At 48.2% G+C, this 18,985-nt stretch carries 14 protein-coding genes; 2 read left to right on the top strand and 12 right to left on the bottom strand.

Going from position 1 to position 18,985, the window contains the following annotated elements; translation table 11 throughout:
• The first annotated feature begins 147 nt into the window (after window positions 1-147).
• Window positions 148-750, top strand: a complete 603-nt coding sequence (locus tag MEALZ_RS12900; protein WP_014149086.1) for a hypothetical protein — start codon at window positions 148-150, stop codon at window positions 748-750.
• A gap of 624 nt (window positions 751-1,374) precedes the next feature.
• Here the strand turns inward: MEALZ_RS12900 and MEALZ_RS12895 are convergent.
• The 3 genes from MEALZ_RS12895 to cysG all read right to left on the bottom strand — a co-directional run bounded on the left by MEALZ_RS12895 (window position 1,375) and on the right by cysG (window position 4,979).
• Window positions 1,375-1,710: a c-type cytochrome gene (locus tag MEALZ_RS12895; RefSeq protein ID WP_014149085.1), complete on the bottom strand. Its 336-nt coding sequence runs from the start codon at window positions 1,708-1,710 to the stop codon at window positions 1,375-1,377.
• Window positions 1,711-2,617: 907 nt separating this feature from the next.
• Entirely contained in the window at window positions 2,618-3,625 is a 1,008-nt protein-coding gene (locus MEALZ_RS12890) for a WD40 repeat domain-containing protein (RefSeq protein ID WP_014149084.1), read from the bottom strand.
• Window positions 3,576-4,979, bottom strand: coding sequence for a siroheme synthase CysG (gene cysG, locus MEALZ_RS12885; RefSeq protein WP_014149083.1), 1,404 nt, complete (start codon window positions 4,977-4,979; stop codon window positions 3,576-3,578). The genes MEALZ_RS12890 and cysG overlap by 50 nt, the downstream gene beginning before the upstream one ends.
• 242 nt (window positions 4,980-5,221) lie before the next feature.
• Here cysG and MEALZ_RS12880 point away from each other — a divergent pair, with 242 nt between their 5' ends.
• Window positions 5,222-5,452, top strand: coding sequence for a sulfurtransferase TusA family protein (locus MEALZ_RS12880; protein WP_014149082.1), 231 nt, complete (start codon window positions 5,222-5,224; stop codon window positions 5,450-5,452).
• Between the two features lie 386 nt (window positions 5,453-5,838).
• Here the strand turns inward: MEALZ_RS12880 and MEALZ_RS12875 are convergent, their stop codons facing one another.
• From MEALZ_RS12875 to MEALZ_RS12835, 9 genes are all read right to left on the bottom strand, one after another.
• Window positions 5,839-9,168: an EAL domain-containing protein gene (locus MEALZ_RS12875; protein WP_014149081.1), complete on the bottom strand. Its 3,330-nt coding sequence runs from the start codon at window positions 9,166-9,168 to the stop codon at window positions 5,839-5,841.
• Window positions 9,144-12,332 carry a PAS domain S-box protein gene (locus tag MEALZ_RS20775; RefSeq protein ID WP_014149080.1) on the bottom strand — a complete coding sequence of 1,063 codons (3,189 nt, stop codon included), beginning with the start codon at window positions 12,330-12,332 and terminating at the stop codon, window positions 9,144-9,146. The genes MEALZ_RS12875 and MEALZ_RS20775 overlap by 25 nt, the downstream gene beginning before the upstream one ends.
• 891 nt (window positions 12,333-13,223) lie before the next feature.
• Window positions 13,224-14,728 (bottom strand): IS3 family transposase gene (locus tag MEALZ_RS12865; protein ID WP_408607025.1). Its coding sequence is split into 2 segments (ribosomal slippage): window positions 13,224-14,290 and window positions 14,290-14,728, totalling 1,506 coding nucleotides; the frame shifts between segments, so codons are not numbered across the junction.
• Window positions 14,729-14,845: 117 nt separating this feature from the next.
• The gene (locus MEALZ_RS12855; RefSeq protein ID WP_046061152.1) at window positions 14,846-15,112 is read right to left on the bottom strand and encodes a DUF2442 domain-containing protein; all 267 of its coding nucleotides are present in this window, start codon (window positions 15,110-15,112) and stop codon (window positions 14,846-14,848) included.
• A complete protein-coding gene (locus tag MEALZ_RS23950; protein WP_014149077.1) occupies window positions 15,072-15,245 on the bottom strand; it encodes a DUF4160 domain-containing protein in 174 nt (57 codons plus the stop codon). Before MEALZ_RS23950 ends, MEALZ_RS12855 begins: the two co-directional genes overlap by 41 nt.
• A gap of 600 nt (window positions 15,246-15,845) precedes the next feature.
• Window positions 15,846-16,475, bottom strand: coding sequence for a uracil-DNA glycosylase family protein (locus MEALZ_RS12850; RefSeq protein ID WP_014149076.1), 630 nt, complete (start codon window positions 16,473-16,475; stop codon window positions 15,846-15,848).
• Window positions 16,476-16,477: 2 nt separating this feature from the next.
• On the bottom strand, window positions 16,478-17,242 hold the full coding sequence (locus tag MEALZ_RS12845; protein WP_014149075.1) for an exodeoxyribonuclease III: 765 nt from the start codon (window positions 17,240-17,242) through the stop codon (window positions 16,478-16,480).
• 278 nt (window positions 17,243-17,520) lie between these two features.
• Window positions 17,521-17,958 (bottom strand): YcgN family cysteine cluster protein, encoded by a 438-nt coding sequence (locus MEALZ_RS12840; protein WP_046061151.1) that lies wholly within the window; start codon window positions 17,956-17,958, stop codon window positions 17,521-17,523.
• On the bottom strand, window positions 17,946-18,977 hold the full coding sequence (locus MEALZ_RS12835; protein ID WP_014149073.1) for a M14 family metallopeptidase: 1,032 nt from the start codon (window positions 18,975-18,977) through the stop codon (window positions 17,946-17,948). The genes MEALZ_RS12840 and MEALZ_RS12835 overlap by 13 nt, the downstream gene beginning before the upstream one ends.
• Window positions 18,978-18,985: the final 8 nt, after the last annotated feature.

Raw genomic sequence — 18,985 nt, 5'->3', positions numbered from 1 at the left:
AATTTTTTATCTCAAACCGCTGAGTGTTAGGCATTATTGCGCGGTTATCGGATGAAAGCGATTTATGCGGGTCAATTTTGTCAATAATAAAAAATTTCGGTGGGGAAGCTGTCAGCTAAGGAATTTCCGTATCGAGAGGAAGAAATAATGAGCGAAAAGCTAAATTCGAACTCTGGTAATGGACGGGACAGTGGTTTGATCGTTGTGGAAAGAATTCCGTCGCATCAGAGTCTGGTGAAGGTGAACCGGGTTTTGATCTATGCGGTGTTTTTTTTAACAACTATGGTGTTTCTGATGGGTTTTTTTCTTATGCCTTCTCAGGACGCTATCAACCATTTAAAGGCCGTTCAAGTGGAGCAGGCATTTAAAACTAAGAATCCTGCCATGTCCGCTGAAATCGATACTCTCAAAGCGCAGTTGATCGGCTTGATTAGCGGTTCGATAGAAAGTAAATTGACAACGCTCGAGCAGAGCGTGAAATTAGGTAGTGTCAATTATTCTTTGGGGACGATTGCGGATCTTAAGAACGATGTCAAGATGTTGCGCTCTTATTCCGATGCGGCTAAACCCAACCCTTCTGAAGCCAATAACGAACAATTGTTGGCTGAAATGTCGCAATTAAAGAATCTGATCTATTTGACTTTAGGTTCCTGCGGGTTGATGCTTGCGGCAATTGCCGGCGTTTGGTTTAGAACGCGCAGAAGGCTGGTTCACCAAAATGACCGGCGCGGTTTTTTAGGTAAGCATTAATTCTAAGGATTTGGTCGAAAATAACTTCCCTATTTTATGGAGGGTTCGGTTGCTCGATTGGCCAGGTGTCGGCGGCAGGGAAAGCCGCCGTCAAGCCTACACGGACGTATTTACCCAGCACCTAAATTATCTAAGATAATTAATCATAGCCAATGGACTATGGAATTTAGGTGCTGGGTTCACGGCGTCCTGTTAAGCGAGTTACCGAACCCTCAACAAAGCTCATAGTTCCAGGTGGTTATTTACACGAAATCCTAAGTTCGGCTGTTTATATCCATCGTAGATCAAAATTCGGCACCAGTGGATGGCATTTAAGGCCGACTCCTGCGCTTCCTACCGATTACTCGTCGTTCCTACGCTTTGCGTCCCCAGTGACCGATGAAACAAGCAAGAGCGAATCCCCCGCCCAAAAAAAGCGCAACTTTTCTGGTTCCCACGGTCCTCCGTGGGAACCTATACCTTGGCTGGCGAGGCAAAATCGGTGTGTATTCCCACGCAGGAGCGATGGGAGCGAGGGCAATGTGTCGAATCCAATGTATAAAAAAAGCCGCTAACGGGTAATTGTTAGCGGCTTTTTTAAGCAAATCGGTCAAACGTTTAAGTTTGACCGACGATTATTGTTATTTATTTGCTCAGGTATTCGTAAACAGAATCGATTGCTTCTTCTTCGCTCATGCCTGATTTTTTGACAGGGCCCAAGCTCATGATTTGATCGACTGCTTTCGGCATACCGCCTTTGCCTTCTTTCAATACAGTGCCGAATTTTGCACGGTCTAAGGCTCCGCTTTTGATTAGTTCACGTAATTGCGGATTTGATGAAATATCGTGGCAAGCACCGCAGCCGCGACCGAATGCGCGATCATAGATTTTTTTGCCGACTTTTACGTCACTGGCTGCGAATGCTTGACTGCTTAAAGCCAGGGCTGCGAAACCTGCTGCTGCGATTAAGGATTTTTTCATTTTTGACCTCTCTTGGTGATTAAAAAAGAACCATAACCCGGTTACGGTTCGATTAAAAGTTAAAGCCGCAAAGAATAGGGGATTTAACGTAAAAATTCAAATACAATTTGTTTGTTTTATTAGGATTATTTCCTGAAATGCTTCGCTTGAGTTCCGAGATAAGCGTGGTTGCGTTTCTGTAACTATTCGGTGTATTTGAAGAATGTATTTGTAGATTGTTGCTTTATAACGACCTATGAATGCATGTGGCTGGGTTTTGAAGTCAAACTCAATCGCCGATAATGAAGCGAATACGGGTAATCGTAAATCATAGGTTTGAGCCTCGTAAAAAGTTGACTGATTCGCTATGAGTTTATTAAGCAATAACGCGTTGTACAAAAAGTTCCGGTACTTCCGTGTTCCGGTTAGCCATTGCCTTCGGCTGGAGGATAATAGTATGGTTTTGAAACAAAGAACGGATCTTGTCCAATTCATGCTAAAGATTTAAGTCAGCAGGGCTGATTCTTTGGCATTTCAATTGAAAAATATCGCTTTGTTGGGGTGTATTATTCTTATTGCGGCTGAATATAAACTGAACCGGAATCATTATTTATACTCATCGTAGATGAAAATTCGGCCTTAGGGTGCCCGTCAAAGGGTGCCGTAAACCCAGTACCTAAATCCAGCACCTAAATTCCATAGGTCTTTGGCAATGATTCAAAATCATGGCTTAATTTAGGTGCTGGATGAATTATCCAAGACAATTAACCATGGCCAATGGGCTATCGAATTTAGGTGCTGGGTAAATACGTCCATGTAGGCTCTATGCCAGCTCCATGCTGGCAAAGCCTTTATCGGACACCCAGGCGCCTCCTCTGGCGCTGCCGAAATTTGAAGTGCGAAAGGTATATATTAACGCGACACAGCCTTATTTTTTCCAGCGTTGGAGGTAGCCGTTGGCGGCGATGCTCCATATTTTCGATTCATTATCGGTAAAGCTAAGAGACAATATAGTTGCGGCCGAAGGGCGCCAGGCGTCTTCTTTTTTGGGGCGCCAAAGCTTTTCGAGTTTGCCGGTACTGACTCGCCAAAGATCGATGCGTTGCGAGGTGCGGCCGGTAACTACATATTTACTATCGCGGGAAAAGCGCGCGGCGGATAAGGTTAGCAGTTTGGGGCCGACGTCTTTATGCACTTTGCCGGTTGATGTTTTCCAAATATGAACTTGACTCAAGGCCGCATTGGTCAATGCGTATTGTCCGTCATCGCTTAATGCCACAGTTGCCAATTTATTGTGGTGCGGCCAACTGAATTTTAGCGTGCCGTTGGTCAAGTCCCATAATTTTGCAGTGCTGTCTTCCGACCCGGTTAATGCATAGTGACCGATTCGGTCCAGCGAGGTAGTTAAAACGGCCTTGTCGTGCGGGAAGGCGTAAAGCGTTAGTCCTTGATTCAATGCAAAATAGACAGCTTTATCCGGCAGTCCGATCAAGGCGTGAAAGCCGTCATGGGATAAGCTGAGCGAACCGATTCCGGGTAGGCTCCAAACATTCAGCAGTGCGCCGTCTGCGATTCGCCACCAAGCAATCGAGTCGCGCTGCGCGGTGACGGCGTAGCGTTCGTTTCCTGAAATGGCGGCATGGACGATGCCGCTTTCATCTTCGAGGTGCTTCCAGCTATGTAATAGCGCTCTGGGTTTTAATTGCCATAGTTCGGCTGGTCCCGAGGTTCTTCCGATTAACGCATAATGATCGGTCAGTGCGGCGGAAAAAATGCCGTCATTAGCCAATACCACCGTTTTATCGGCTTTCGGCGTTCGGTCGCACCCGGTCGATATTGCGACAAACCAGAGTGCTAGGATAGCCCGGATGATCATATCGGCGTTCTCATAAGACGGTTGCGGCTTGATTGCCGGTAAACCATTGAAGTTTTTCATGTAAGGAGACGACAGTGCCGATAATGATCAATGTTGGCGGTGTAATATCTTGTTTTGCGGCAATTTCGGGCAGGGTACTCAACGTACCGGTAAAAACGCGCTGCCGATCGGTTGTACCTTGTTGAATCAATGCGGCCGGTAAATTTTCGCTGGCGCCGTGTTCGATCAGCGAGCGGCAAATAATCGGTAGGCCGACCAGGCCCATGTAAATGACGAGCGTTTGATTCGGTTTTGCGAGTTGTTGCCAGTTAAGGTTGATGGTGTCGTCTTTCAAATGGCCGGTGACAAAGGTAACGGATTGCGCATGATCCCGGTGGGTTAAAGGAATGCCCGAATAAGATGCGCAACCCGATGCGGCGGTAATACCGGGGACGACTTGAAAATGAATGCCTTGCTCCATCAGCGTTTCGATTTCCTCGCCGCCGCGCCCGAAGATGAAGGGGTCGCCGCCCTTAACCCGCGCCACGCGTTTGCCTTGTTTGGCTAAATCGGCCAGCAATTCGTTGATCTGGTCTTGCGGCAGGCTATGCTCGCTACGCTGTTTGCCGACATAAATTTTGGTGCTATCGCGGCGAGCTAGATCCAAGATGGCCGGCGCAACCAGGCGATCGTAAACGACGACATCGGCTTGTTGCATTAAGCGCAGGGCTTTAAATGTGAGCAGGTCAGGGTCGCCCGGGCCGGCGCCTATTAGATAGACTTCGCCTTGGGGCTTGGCGCTTTGATGTTCGTGCAAGGATTTTTGCAGTTGTTGTTCGGCTTCTTCGTCTTTTCCGGCAAACAAGAGTTCCGCCACCGCTCCTTGAAAGGTGTTTTCCCAGAAAATTTTACGCAGAGCCGGAGAGTCGATTTGCCGTTTAACCAAGGGTCTGAATTTCTCAGCCAGTTGCGCCAAGCGGCCGTACCCTGACGGAATCAAGGTTTCGATTTTTGCGCGAAGTAGACGTGCTAGCACCGGTGCGGCTCCGCCTGACGATACGGCTGCGATCAACGGTGAACGATCGATAATGGCTGGAAAAATGAACGAGCAAAGCTGCGGGCTGTCTACGACATTGACCGGTATGTTGCGTTCGTGTGCGGATTTTGAAACCTGTTGGTTGGTTTCAAGCCGGTTAGTTGCCGAAACGACCAATGTAAAGTTTTCAAGGTCTTCGGGTTGAAAAGATTTTTGTTTGATCGTCAATTGACAGCGTTCGGCCATTGCGGCGACCGTTTCGCCGATGTCTTCGGCGATGACGGTAATGTCGGCTTCGGCTCTAGCGAGCAGATCGATTTTGCGGGCGGCAATTTCTCCGGCCCCGACGACCAGGCAGGGTTGGCCGGTCAATTTGAAAAAAATCGGAAAATAGTCCATTGGGTTTGGCGATTCGCGTATGGGTTCGAGAGTGATATACTTCGCACGGCCATATTTGCGGCTTTTATGGCAATGCTATTTTGTTCGGTAGCAAGGCGCGAAAACAGGCGCATAGCGAGCTATGAAACTGTTTTCGCAACGCAGCTACTGGACAAAAGAGCGCGTCAGAAAGCTGCCAAGTTTGACCGCGCGAAGTATATTATAGCGACTCCTCGGATTGTACTGAAAATTTAAACTGAATCATGATTGAATACGATATTGAAGTCGATGCCTCCGGCCTAAATTGCCCATTGCCCTTGTTGCGTTTGAAAAAAGCTCTGCAGCAAATGATGAGCGGCCATGTGGTCAAAGTCATCGCAACCGACCCCGCCGCGCATTTGGATATCGGGGTTTATTCCGATCAAACCGGGCACCGGATTCTCGATTATTTAAAAGAAGAAAATAAACAGATTTTTTATATAAGGAAGAAATAGGTGAAAGGTGAAAGGTGAAAGGTGAAAGGTGAAAGGTGAAAGGTGAAAGGTGAAAGGTGAAAGGTGAAAGGTGAAAGGTGAAAGGTGAAAGGTGAAAGGTGAAAGGTGAAAGGTGAAAGGTGAAAGGTGAAAGGTGAAAGGTGAAAGGTGAAAGGTGAAAGGTGAAAGGTGAAAGGTGAAAGGTGAAAGGTGAAAGGTGAAAGGTGAAAGGTGAAAGGTGAAAGGTGAAAGGTGAAAGGTGAAAGGTGAAAGGTGAAAGGTGAAAGGTGAAAGGTGAAATCGGCGCTTGACAAGCGAATTAAATACTGCATCATTTCACCGCTCACCGCTCACCGCTCACCGCTCACCGCTCACCGCTCACCGCTCACCGCTCACCGCTCACTATTTCACGAATACTCTTTCAACAATTCCCACATCCTGTCCTTGTCCACTGGTGCGCTAAACAAATACCCCTGAATGACATTACAACCTTTTTGCATGAGAAAACGGCTTTGTATTTCGGTTTCGACGCCTTCGGCTACTAGATTCAAACCCAGATTTTTCGCGAGATCGATGACGGCGCAAGGGATGGCGGTCAAGTGCGGATTATTAAAGCTCGATTCGTCGGATATTTCCATGATGAACGAGCGATCGATCTTGAGCTCGTCTATCGGCAGTTCTCGCAAATAGCTGAGACTGGAATAACCGGTACCGAAATCATCTATCGATATCGAGAAGCGCAAGTCCTTGAGTTCTTGCAATTGCTGTACGGTTTTTTGCTGCCCGCTCATGACTACGCCTTCGGTCAATTCGATTTGCAGCAATGACGGATCCAAACGGTGATTGATCGTCGATTTCAACAATGCCTTCTTGATGTTGCCGCGATGAAATTGTATCGGCGAAATATTGACCGCGATCGGCACCAAATTGATACCTGTAGCCTTCCATGCGGCTAATGTTTGACAGACCTGCTCAATCACCCAGCACCCGATATCGACGATATAGCCGGTCTCTTCGGCGATTGGAATAAATTCGGCGGGCGTTATGTCTTCGAGAGTCGGACTGCGCCATCTCAGCAATGCCTCGGCACCGACAATTAAGGAACTATCGAGCGCGAATTTTGGCTGATAGTGAATATAAAACTCTTTCAACTTCAATGCGCGATGCAAACCATGTTGTATCAGCATGTACCTTTCGGCTTGGCTTTCGAGCTTTTGGTTGAAAAACTGGTAATTGTTGCGGCCTTTATTCTTGGCCAGATACATCGCGCTATCGGCATGCTTCAGAAGGGCTTCGGTATTGTCGCCGTCGTCCGGAAACAAGCTAATCCCCATGCTGAAACTGATGTGCAATTCCCGTTCGGCTAAACGATAGGTTTTTTTGACCGCGTGGAAAATTTTATCGGCTAGTCTTGCTGCGGCTTCCCTGGAACTGATTCGCGGCAACAGTATCGCGAACTCATCACCTCCCAAGCGGCTGAGTGTGTCGGATTCACGGATTGACGACAGCACCGATTGCGCGAAATCTTTGACTAACTCATCGCCAAAGCCATGCCCTAAGGTATCGTTGACTGTTTTAAAATTATCGATATCCAGACAAATGACCGCCAATTGGCTGCGATCTCTTTGCGCCTGTAATATCGCGGTATTCAATCGATCCAGCATCAATACGCGATTAGGTAAACCGGTCAATGGGTCGTGATGAGCCAAATAGCGGATTTTATCTTCCGCGACGGCTCGTTGCGTAATATCCGAAAATACCGATGCATAATGCGTGAGAGTGCCTTCTTCATCCCGAATAGCATTGACCGTGATCCATTCGAGAAACAATTCGCCATTTTTACGCCGGTTCCATATCTCTCCGGACCATCGGTCGGTAGTATTCAAGGATTTCCACATCTGCCGGTAAAACTCGGAGTCATGTTTTCCGGAACTGAGAATTCTAGGATTACAGCCTTCGACTTCGGCGAACGTATAGCCGGTAATCGCGGTAAAAGCCGGGTTGATCGCAATGATGTTTCGGTTGTGGTCTGTGATTGATATCGCCAACGGCGAAGCCATGAAAACCGATGCCGACAACTTCAAGCTGTTGATATATTTCAGGTGCTTGATGCATTGAAGAATCGTACTAACCAATTTGTCCTCAGTTAGAGGCTTGGCGAGAAACTTATTGATTTCCAGATCAAGCATTGCTTCGACTTGCGCGACACGACCAGGTCCCGGTTCAATGCCGCTGATAAGGATGATGGGCACGTTGGGGTCGCATACGCGAATATGTTCGACCAACTGCAAACCATTCATCTCGGGCAAGACAATATCGCAAATCACCAAATTGGGACGGTATTTTTTGTATAAGCGCAAGCCCGTTTCGGCATTTTCAGCAGTGTATAAGACGCCGACACGGCGCTGCAAAAATTTCGATAAGCAGGCTAGCGAGTCGGGATCATCTTCGACATAGAGTACCGATATCCATTTGAGCGGCGATAAATCGTCGGTCGTATCGTTTTTTTGTCGAGGGAGGTGTAATACGGAGTCATTAACCCTGTTGTCTTGTTGGTCCAGTAACTCCGGGCCATACGCAATCTCGAGTAGGGTGATGTCATCGTGATAGAGCGTTTTCGGGATACTTTTCAAATAGCCGTCGATTCGATTCAAATAACTGTTATGGCCGGTCTCGGCTATTTGTTCGATGAGTGTCTCAAGACCTTGCTTTTGAGTTTGATGCTCTAATAATTCGGTCAAACCATCGCTGAATATATATAACTTCGCTGTTGTATCGCAATGAAACCCTTGTACCTCAGGTAGAAAATCGTCACCTCCGACGATTCCCCACGCCAGATGATTGGATGGAAAAGTATGAACGATCCGTCCATTACTGTCCGTCAGTAAAACCGGCGGATTGCCGCAATTGACCACCTCGATTAGGCATTGTCGCGGATCGAGTTTTATCAGTGTTGCGACCAAAAAGTGTCCCGATAAATGCTGATCATACAAGGCTTGATTCAATTCGTCGGCTATTCGACTCAAGCTGAATCCCCGGCCAGCCAATTCTCGAAATTTCTTGGGAATGTTGAGCGCCGGTAAAATCGCCGACAAGCCATGTCCCATACCGTCGGCAAGCAATACATACAGCTCGGTTTCGGTATGCTCGATTGTGTAAAAGTCGCCGCTAATTTTATCCCTGGGCCGGGTTATTGCGTGTACGGCAATATTTCGATCATTGCCTATCATTTGAGAGACATAACCTTGCAGTCGTTCTGTTTCTTCTTGCTGCAGTTCGATTGTCGTATGCAATTGATTCAACGTTTCGTTAAGGCTATGCTTTTTATGAAGTTTATCCAGCGCTGTTCGAAATGCGGAGTTCAACGAATCGGCATTAACCGGTTTGATGATGTATTGAATCGTCTCCAAATCGATCGCTTTCTGCAGTAGCCCCGTATCGCTGTGAGCCGTTAAAAAAAGCATCGCCGCGTCGGCATCGAGCTTTCTGATCGTTTGGCACATCGCGATGCCGTCCATGACCGGCATACGGATATCGGAAACCACAATATCCGGCCGATGGGACTCGAATAAGCGTAAACCTTCTTGTCCGTTTTCGGCTTCGAAAACCGTTGCGCCTCGCCTTCTTAAGTAATTGGCTAGCACTTTGCGCGGCTCGTGTTCATCCTCGACACATAAGATCGATACGTTGTTCAACGATAATGCCGGTTTACTCAAGGGTTGTTCGGTTCTGTCCATCTGAATAGCTCCATATTGGGATGTTTGGGTAAAAACAGGCTAAACCTAGCGCCTAGGTCGGTATTCTCAACAAGAACCCTACCATGCATCGACTGCTCGACCGTCAACTTGGTAATGTAGAGCCCCAAGCCGCTTCCTTGGGGTTTAGTCGTAAAGTAAGGATCGAATAGTTTCGGCCAATCGTGCTCAGCGATACCGCCGCCATTGTCCTCGACGCGTATGATGCACCAATCGTCATCAGTATCGATTTCAACATAGATAAGCCCCTGAACCATTTGCTTTTTGACTATTTGATCCTTGGCATTGTTGATCAGGCACAAAATGGCTTGAGATAATTCACCGGCATGGATATATCCGGTGATGCCGGGGATTTTCTCTGTCACATGCAATTGAATATGGCTAAGGGTCAATGTCGCCTCGAGCAAACCAAGGGTTTCGGTGACGACTTGTGAAATTTCTGTTTTCTCGAGTGTCTTGTCGTTTTTAAAAAAATTGCGGAAATCGTCGATGGTCGAGGACATCTTGGACAACAACTCGTTCGATCGGTCAATAGAATGTCTGATGGTTTCGGCCGTTGCTTCGCCATGTACGAAAGCATCTTCAAGATCCATCAGGATGATGGCCAGAGCATTTAAAGGCTGGCGCCATTGGTGAGCAATGTTGCCAATCATTTCGCCCAGCGCCGCCATCCTATTTTGTTGTTGCAGCAACAGATCTTTTTTCCGATTAGCGAAAACCTCTTGCCGGACACGCCGGTCCAATTCGGAATTGAGTGAGCGCAATTGTTCCTCGGCCCGTTTTTGCAAACTCAGGTCATGGACGACGCCGACGATCTTTTGCAGCGCATGATTGGCATCCAGGATTGGCGTCATGCTGACTGCCATCCATTTCCATTGGTCATTGGCGTCTTTGATTCGATGTTCTAGGTTTTTGATTGGAACATGCTTCTCGAGTAGTTCTTGGAAAGCCTTTAATAGAACCGGCCGTTCCGCTGCATGAAACCGATCCGATTCCAGCACCGAAATAATCGGCTTTCCAATAATTGCTGTCGTATCGAATCCCAATATTTGCAAAGCTTGTTGCGATACATAGTCGATCCTTAAATCGGCATCGATCGACCAAATAATGGCGTTGACGGCATCTACCAACGTGCTCATTTTTGCTTCGAGCTGTTTTATTTCGGTGATATCCAAGACGATCGCCAAAAAATACGGCGGCTCATCAATCGGTTCGAACAATTGCAAGTGTACTTCGACGTCGTATAAGCTGCCGTCCTTGCGTCGATGCACCGTCTCGAACAGTTGTCCCGGCTTCTCGTGACGTTTGAGCGGCTCTATTAATCGGTTGAAATCGGTCAGCGAATAGGCGGGCTTGATATCCAGCGGCGTTATTTTCTTCAACTCAGCCATGCTGTAGCCTAAATTAGCTAACGCTCCTGCATTGACGAAGCTGAAGCGCAAGGATTCGGCTTCGAATATATAGATCTCATTGATGCTGGCGGCGATGCTACGATAAAAACGACTGTTGTTTTTGCGCAAACGTTTATGTTCGGTAATGTCGAATAGCACCATCAAGCAATCATTCCGATTGACTCGACTGACCGTCAGTAAAACTTGATGTGTCGCGGCTGATTTGTCTTGTATGGAAATCTCCCGATCGATTACATCCGAGTGTTCGAATTCAGTTCGGTTGAGTAAATTGCGCCACTTGCCGATCGCTTCTTGCCGCTTTGCCTCGTCCGGAATTGCCCTGGCCCACCAGTCGTCAACTGTCTGAACATCGCTCGGATCGTATCCGAAAGTTCGTTTAAAAGCCGGGTTGACATAGAGGATTCGGCCTCGGTCGCCACTGAGGGCCATCGGCACCGGCGTCGCCTCGATAATGGCGTGCGCTCTTGCCTCACTGGCTTTTAACTCGTTGCTGGTGTTGACGAAGTCCGTAACATCGCGCGCCACGCCCAACAGCGAAATTAATTTTCCGTCGGTCCCGAAAATCGGTGTTTTCACGATCTCGAGATGACGTTCGTCGCCCTGTTCTCTGTGTTGCAGTTGCTCTTGCAGAAATAACGGTTCGCGCATCGTCAATGTTCGTTGATCGCTTTCCCTGTAATGATCGGCAAGCCATTTCTCGAACAAAGCATGATCGTTTTTGCCGATTATGCTATCGCAAGAATTTTGTAAAAAACGCTCGAAAGCTTGATTGCACGCTAAATAATTCAATTGCGGATCTTTGAGCCAAACCATGTCCGGCAGCATATTCACCAAGGTTTTGTACTTGATCGCTTCGGAGTCGAATTTCTTTTCGGTGAAGCGTTGCTCATAGAGGGCGATTGCCAGTGTCATACTACAAATGACTAAGGCCATGTGATGAAGCCAAAAATCCAAATAAGACAAATCTATAGGGTGGTGACTTTCGACTCGCAAGCCGCACGATAGAACGATAATCAGCAAACCTATCGAGACACCGTGTCGTCCCAAACGCAACGCGGTAAAGATCATCAACAAAAACATCCAAAAGCTCTCGAACTGAGCCGTTTGCCAATGTTGCGTAAGGCTAAAGGCGCTAAGTCGCTCAAGAATTAGCGTTAACAGCAAGAACAATACGAATTCCAATTTACGTTGCTTTAGCGTAAAGCCATGTCGTTGATAATAAAAAATCAGGATCAATGGTGTAAGCAACATAATGCCAAGCGTATGACTCAACCAAGTCGATGAGGCCCAGGCGCCATACTCTTCAAGTGTCAGGCCGTTAAGGACTATCCAAACCAATATATTCAGTGAAGCTGCGCATATCGACGCGACTCCCGCTCCAAAAATTAGCAAGACGTAATACGACTTAATGTCGACTAATCGCGGATCGAAGTTTATGCGCCTTAACAAGGCCAAGCCTAATAATGGCTCTAGTGTGTTTCCTAAAGCCCAGAAGAGCGAAGGTATAATATCGGCACCAGAAACGATGTGGGTTACGAAAGCGCTGCAAACTATCAAGACTGCCGAAGAGGCACCTCTTATCAACATATAGGCCAATGCAAAACCCGAAGGAAACCAAATCATTTCTTGATTTGCAAAGGTGCCGGCAAACAAATCGCTCAGTTTGACGAAGAAGAAATAAAGTCCAAAAATCGACAATATATCCAAACAAAATCTTGTATTGAAAAGCTTCATAATCCCTTGTGTTTCAATTTTTATGAACTAAATTTTATGCTGCCCGGAGAGCTTGCAGTTGTCGGGCTATCTTTGTAAGTCGTTCAACTTTGTTGGCGATTTTTCGATCGGGTTAAGAGAAGCCAATGCCGCTGTGGGTTTCATAGATTGGCGAAACGCCTTGACTTGCCTAGTCTAGGGCATTGAGCAAGTCGATTCCGCATGCCGAGCGTCTACTGCAATGATCATACGGCCAACACATGACTTCGTTACCGTCCGTCCGGATTTTTTTTGGCGCGCGCCGTCAAAAAGCCATAGAGCATGTCTTCTACCATCGCTGATGCGCCGCTCGCCGGGACAGCTTCAATTATACTTATCGCGGATCAAAATTCGGCACCGGGGTGCCCGTCAAAGGACGCCGTGAATACATCCATGTAGACTCTATGCCAGCTCCATGCTGGCAAAGCCTTAGCCGAGCACCCCTGCGCCTCCTAAGACACTGCCGAAATTTGAAGTGCGAAAGGTATATGTCGATCAAATAACATAATCGGCTTCTTGGGATCCTGCGCAACATCAGTTATGGGTTTGCCGACGATGCTTCTTAATAATAAAAAACGTTCTGTCAATAATAAGGCTACTTTTTATAAGGGATTTTGTCACACAATTCCATTTCCCGCAGAATTTCTTGCGATTTTAAAATCATATTACCGTACCTTGATTTTCAACTCATGCGACAACTACGTCGACATTTACCGGGGGAATGGTGGAGCTTGACAAGAACTCGAAATGCCACATCATTTCACTGCTCACTGCTCACTGCTCACTGCTCACTGCTCACTGCTCACTGCTCACTGCGGTATATGTCAATGATTTTGAGACACCCATAATAAAAAATTAGTGTAGATTGTGAGTTTAGTTTTCCTGGTCGAGAGCCTCATTTGCCGTCCGTGAAGGGGGCGGGTTAATCCAAGCGGCTTCAGGTACGGCTTGGGCATGGGGTTGGCGGTTTTTGAAGCGTTCCGGATTGCGCTCGAATGCGGCATGCAGGACTTGCGTGCGCTGCGTAACTATCTCGACGGCTTGGCCGCTGTGAACGCTGGCCGGGGTTAACAGTGCAATGCCGGAGTGATAGTGGTCATGGTTGTACCAGTCGAAGAACGTTCCGCAAAAGCTTCTGGCATCTTCGATAGCGCCGAATTGAGCCGGAAAGCCCGGTCGGTATTTCAAGGTCTTGAACTGCGCCTCGGAATACGGGTTGTCGTTGGAGACATGGGGCCGTGAATGGGTTTTGGTCACGCCCAGGTCAGCCAGCAGTTGCTCGACGCCTTTGGAGGTCATACTGCTGCCGCGGTCGGCGTGAATAGTCAATTGGCCTTCACGGATAGTTTGCCGAGTACAGCTTTCGCCAATCAGTCGCTTAGCCAGCTCGGTGGATTCGCGGTGCGCTACCATCCAGCCGACCACGCAGCGGCTGAAAATGTCGATAATGACGTAGAGGTAGAAATACGTCCATTTGGCCGGGCCTTTGAGTTTGGTGATATCCCATGACCATACTTGGTTGGGCGCAGTGGCGAGTAACTCGGGCTTGGTGTAGTTGGGACGACGAAGCTGGTTGCGGCGCTCGCGCACTTCCTGGTGGCGCACCAGGATGCGATAGAGGGTGCTGATGGAGCACAGGTAAACGCCCTCGTCGAGCAGCGCCGCATAGACCTGATAAGGCGAGCAATCCATGAAACGCTCGCTGTGCAGATGCGCCAGGACGTGTAGCTCTTCGTCCGTACTCAGTGCCAGCGGCGGGCGCGGACGTTCGACCGGCCACGAAGAGCGATCTTGTTGTGCGCGATAAAACGAGGCACGGTTGAAGTTGAGCGCCTCGCAGGCGGCCTTAACGCCAACCTCACGGCTGAGTTCAAGCGTGGCCTTCATGATGCTCTCCCGGTGTGGGCTGGAATCTCGCACAAGCCCAGCAGTTGCGAAAGTTTTTTTTGGACATCGATGATAGCCTCCGCCTGTGTTAGGCATGCCTGCAAACGCTGAATTTCGGCTTGCAGACGAGCATTTTCAGCGGCTAACGGATTCTTGTCCGAAGGTTTGCGGCCACGCGGCTTGGATAGACCGGCGCGGATGGCCTGCTCACGTTCGCTGCGCCATTTGCTGAGATGTGAGGAATATAATCCCTCTGTGCGCAGCAACTTGCCGATGCAGCCCGGTTCGCTACACGCATCAGCCTGGGTCAAGATGCGCTCTTTGTATTCGGCGGTAAACGTCCGGCGGGCGGCCTTTTCAAGCACTTCCCTACAAACGAGGCAAGATTCCGCGGCGAACGCTGAGGACACTTCAGCCGCCCTACGGGCGTCTTGCGTGTCCTCCGCGTTCGCCGCGGCATGAGGAATAGCTTGTACGGTTGTGTCAGTCATGAGATTTTCTCCGAAAATGTTCCCTAATTAATGCATGGGGCGGTGTCTCAGGTATATTGACACAGAGGGCTGCTCACTGCTCAATGAACAACAAATGCTTCCGAATTTACAGCATTGCTATGTGTTTTTGGCATTAAGCGGAAAGCGTGCTGGATGTTTGATGATTTCCTCTGTTAAATCAACATCAAGATCCGGCCAATAAAAATGCCCGGGAGATTGCTCTTCCACGTTGATTATTGACTTAACTGCCTGATCCTTAAACCAAGGGAATTTGTCGTATGGTATGAATAGCTCTTTATCATGAGCAAGCAGCCATATACCATGTGTTGATATATTTGTTACTTCAACTTCTAAAGTATTGTTGCCATGCGCTAATGAGCTCATTGTAGTGAACCTCCACAAGTGATTCGATTTCTTTCAGTTGCTTTCGGGAATAACGATAGTTCTTTGCCAATTCAATCTCGGGTTCTAACCAAAATTTTGCCTCACCCTCGCTAGATATTACATGGACGTGCATTCGCTCTTCTTCTCTTGAGAAAAAGAAGAACCTGTAACCGTTTTCTCTAAATACCGTTGGACTCATAATTTCAATCTACACATAACGTCCACGGTTCGCGTAACTCCGAATAGCGAAGCGTATTCTGAGGAATAAATGCCTTCATTTAATTTTACGATATTCAACACAATGCCGGCTCCGGAGAGGGTGCGGTTGCTCGATCGACAGGCGTCGGCGGCAAGGACAGCCGCCGTCGAGCCTACATGGATGTATTCACGGCCTCCTGTCGGGCGAGTGACCGCACCCTCCCCATCAGAAAACTTTCATTTGCCGGGGCGATGACCGGGCTTTCATGAACGTTACAGTTACGTTGACCTACGGCCATCTTTCGTTTTCAATTCCGCATTGTCAATCTATGCACGATGTTTTGCAAGCTGCTCATTCGTTAGATAGCATTGTTGCAAATACCATCCATGAAGTTTCACGAGTGATGGAAAGAAGCTAAATGGGATGCTTCTTTGAAAAGCATGCAGAAGTTGACGCTTGACAAGAAGCAGAAATACCCAATCATTTCACTGCTCACTGCTCACTGCTCACTGCTCACTGCTCACTGCTCACTGCTCACTGCTCACTGCTCACTACCTTCCTCCAAGCCGAATGGCTTTCAATCTTATCCAAGGCCGATTCTAACAAAGCCATGCCCGGTTCGGTTCGGTGCCAGGTCGAGGCGCCGGACGGGTGGGGCAGGGGAATCGCGTCGGTTCGGTGGCCGTAAAAGTTTACGCTGTGAATGTCTCCGACGACGTCGTTGAGTCTTTTGACCGGCATTAACTGAGCGATGGCAAGTTTGCCGACCGGGAGAATTAATTCGGGTTTCAATAAGTCCATTTCGGCTTGCAGCCATTTCGCGCAGTTTTCTATTTCCTGCCGATTCGGGACGCGGTCGCCGCCTTTCGGGTTCTTGCCCGGAAAACAGCGGCAGACTGCAGCCATGTATACACGCCGGCGAAATTCGGTTTCATTCAGGCCGATGCTTTCGAACCATTTGAATAAGGTTTTTCCGGCTGTCCAGGCAAAGGGTTTGCCGAAACCGCCTTCCTTGTCCCCAGGCGCTTGGCCGATCAGCAATATTGGCGACAAGACCTGGCTGCCCGATACGACCGGTCCGGTCATTTCCGGGCAGTCCTTGCATTGGGCCAGTGCCGAACGATGCTCGCGCATGAGATGTTCGCGTAGTTGAAATGAGGTCATGCTTAAAGGTCGATCTCGATGCCGACCGGGCAGTGATCCGAGCCGAAGATGTCGGGCGCGATAAATGCGTTCTTGACTTTGCCGATCAATGCTTGGCTCGTCAATACATAATCGATCCGCCAACCGATATTTTTTGCGCGCGCACCGGCCCGGTAACTCCACCAACTGTAGGCGACGGTTTCCGGATGTAAATGCCGGAAGGTATCGACGAAACCCGCTTCCAACATTCGGCTTATGCCATCGATTTCGGTTTGGGTGTAGCCGGCCGATTTATTGTAATTGGCTTTCGGGCGGGCGATGTCGATTTCTTGATGCGCGACATTGAAATCGCCGCAAGCGATTAACGGTTTTCGGCTATTGAGTTGCTGAAAATAGGCCAACAATTCCTTATCCCAGATTTTTCGGTAGTCGAGGCGCACCAGTTTTTCGCCGGAATTGGGGACATAGACATTAAGCAGAATGAAATTTTCAAATTCGGCCGCGATGACACGACCTTCCTGGTCGTGTTCGTCGATGCCGATATCTTGCAGAATTTGTATTGGCTCTTGCTTGGTTAATAGGGCGACGCCGGAATAACCTTTTCGTCCTGCCGAGTTGGAATAAATGTGATAACTGTCGATACTTTCCAGGGCCGTTTGGACTTGGTCGTCCTGTGCCTTGGTTTCCTGTAACAGAATACAGTCCGCGTCGAGTTTTTCCAGGGATTCGGCAAAGCCTTTGCCCATCACGGCTCGAATGCCGTTGACGTTCCAAGAGATGATTTTCATGAATGAATAGTCCGAAAGAATAATGAATTTAAAAAGCTATTTTTTACTCGTTCCCACGCCTCCCGCGTTGGAATGCATACCGATGTTGCTTCTGCAGTCAAGGTATGGGTTCCCACGGAGGACCGTGGGAACCAGAAATTCGGAGCAACGCCATTCCCGTATTCCGCTGCGCTGCATACGGGCTACACGCTGTAAATCCCATCCAGCAGCGGACTTCATGTGCTTTATGGTTAAACTGCCGAATTTAGGGTTATCGGGCATGTTTGAAGAATAACTGTTTACTGCCAATCGATCACATGATCTTCTAGATCGTCGACTTCGGATTCTTTGATCGCAAAACTTGAAATCGATATGCCGGCTTCTTTGACGCTGTCTGGATTGCCGCTAACCAAAGGGTGCCAATCGGGTAAGTCTTCGCCTATTGCCAGCAGCCGATAAGCGCACGTTTCCGGCATCCAATCGAAAGCCGTCCATGTCGTCGATTGTTTTAAATCGACGCAGTCGGGCACCAGCCGGGTTCTTTCCTGATAACGAGTACAACGGCAAGTTTTTAGGTCGATCAGGTCGCAAACGGCGTTGGTTAGATAGATCTCGCCGGTGTCTTCGTCTTCCAATTTATTTAAACAACATTTGCCGCAGCCGTCGCATAACGATTCCCATTCCTGAACGCTCATTTCGATCAGCTTTTTGGTTTTCCAGAAGCTCATGGGTGTAATCTTTCCATCAAATAACAGAGACAGTCTTGTTTGATGACTTTTTCGTCCAGTGTCAGCATGGACGGCATGGCTTTGCGCGTTATGCGCAATTCGCCGTCCTGAATCTTAAAGAATCGATCGCTGATATTTTGCGCATTGTCGTCCAAGGCAAGAATCGGCAGAGTTTTTAGGCCGTCTACGGATCCCCAAACGGTACCCGCAGGTATTTCATTAAAGTTCATATGGTCGAGATCTTTATTGAGCAGCAAGTCGGATGCTGTTTCTTGAAAGCTGAAGGTTATGGATTTGGGGATTTTAACTTGTGCGACAGTATGATAAAGATCGATGTCTTGCGGATAAACCGGGTGTTCCGGGAAATCGCTCAAGTTTAAACAACTATTGAGAAATTCGAAAGCATGTTCGATGCCGTGTTGTTGATCCGGTTTACCGCATTCCAACGTGACCGATGGGCAGAGTTCGGCGAAGGCGGCCGATTGCACACCTTTCGGACGCGTAAAATAAACGATTAGGCGACCGAATAGCGAGGCCAGTTGTAAAAATTTGTCATCCAGTTTATTGACGCAGGCGTAATGCGGATTCAATCCGGTATTGTTATGAATATCGATACTCGCGAATACATTTTTAGCCCGCATAGAATCGACAACTTGTTGAGTCATTCGGGTTTCAGGACAGTCCGGTAATTCGGTACCAGGCCAGATGCGATTGAAATCGGGTTGCCGGTCGAGTCTTCTCAAGCCGAGTCGGGCGGCTTGCGTATTACCGAAAAATATCGATACCGAACGTGGCAGCGCGCGGTCTTGGTATTTTTTTAGTAAGGTCTGTGCTGCGAGTAAGCCGGTCGGCTCATTGCCATGCAATAGCACTGATATGAACAAGGGCGCCGGGTCTTTCCCTATTAAATGGATCAGCGTCGGGTTGGGCAGTATCTCATGCAGGGTTTCGGAGGAGGCAGTTAATAGGCCTTCCGGTAAATAGTCTAATTGATTCAGTTGCACAGGATTTAATGGAGCAGTATTCATTGAAATAG

The organism is Methylotuvimicrobium alcaliphilum 20Z (assembly GCF_000968535.2).
Taxonomy (GTDB): Bacteria; Pseudomonadota; Gammaproteobacteria; order Methylococcales; family Methylomonadaceae; genus Methylotuvimicrobium; species Methylotuvimicrobium alcaliphilum.
This window is presented reverse-complemented; position numbering and strand designations above follow the sequence as displayed.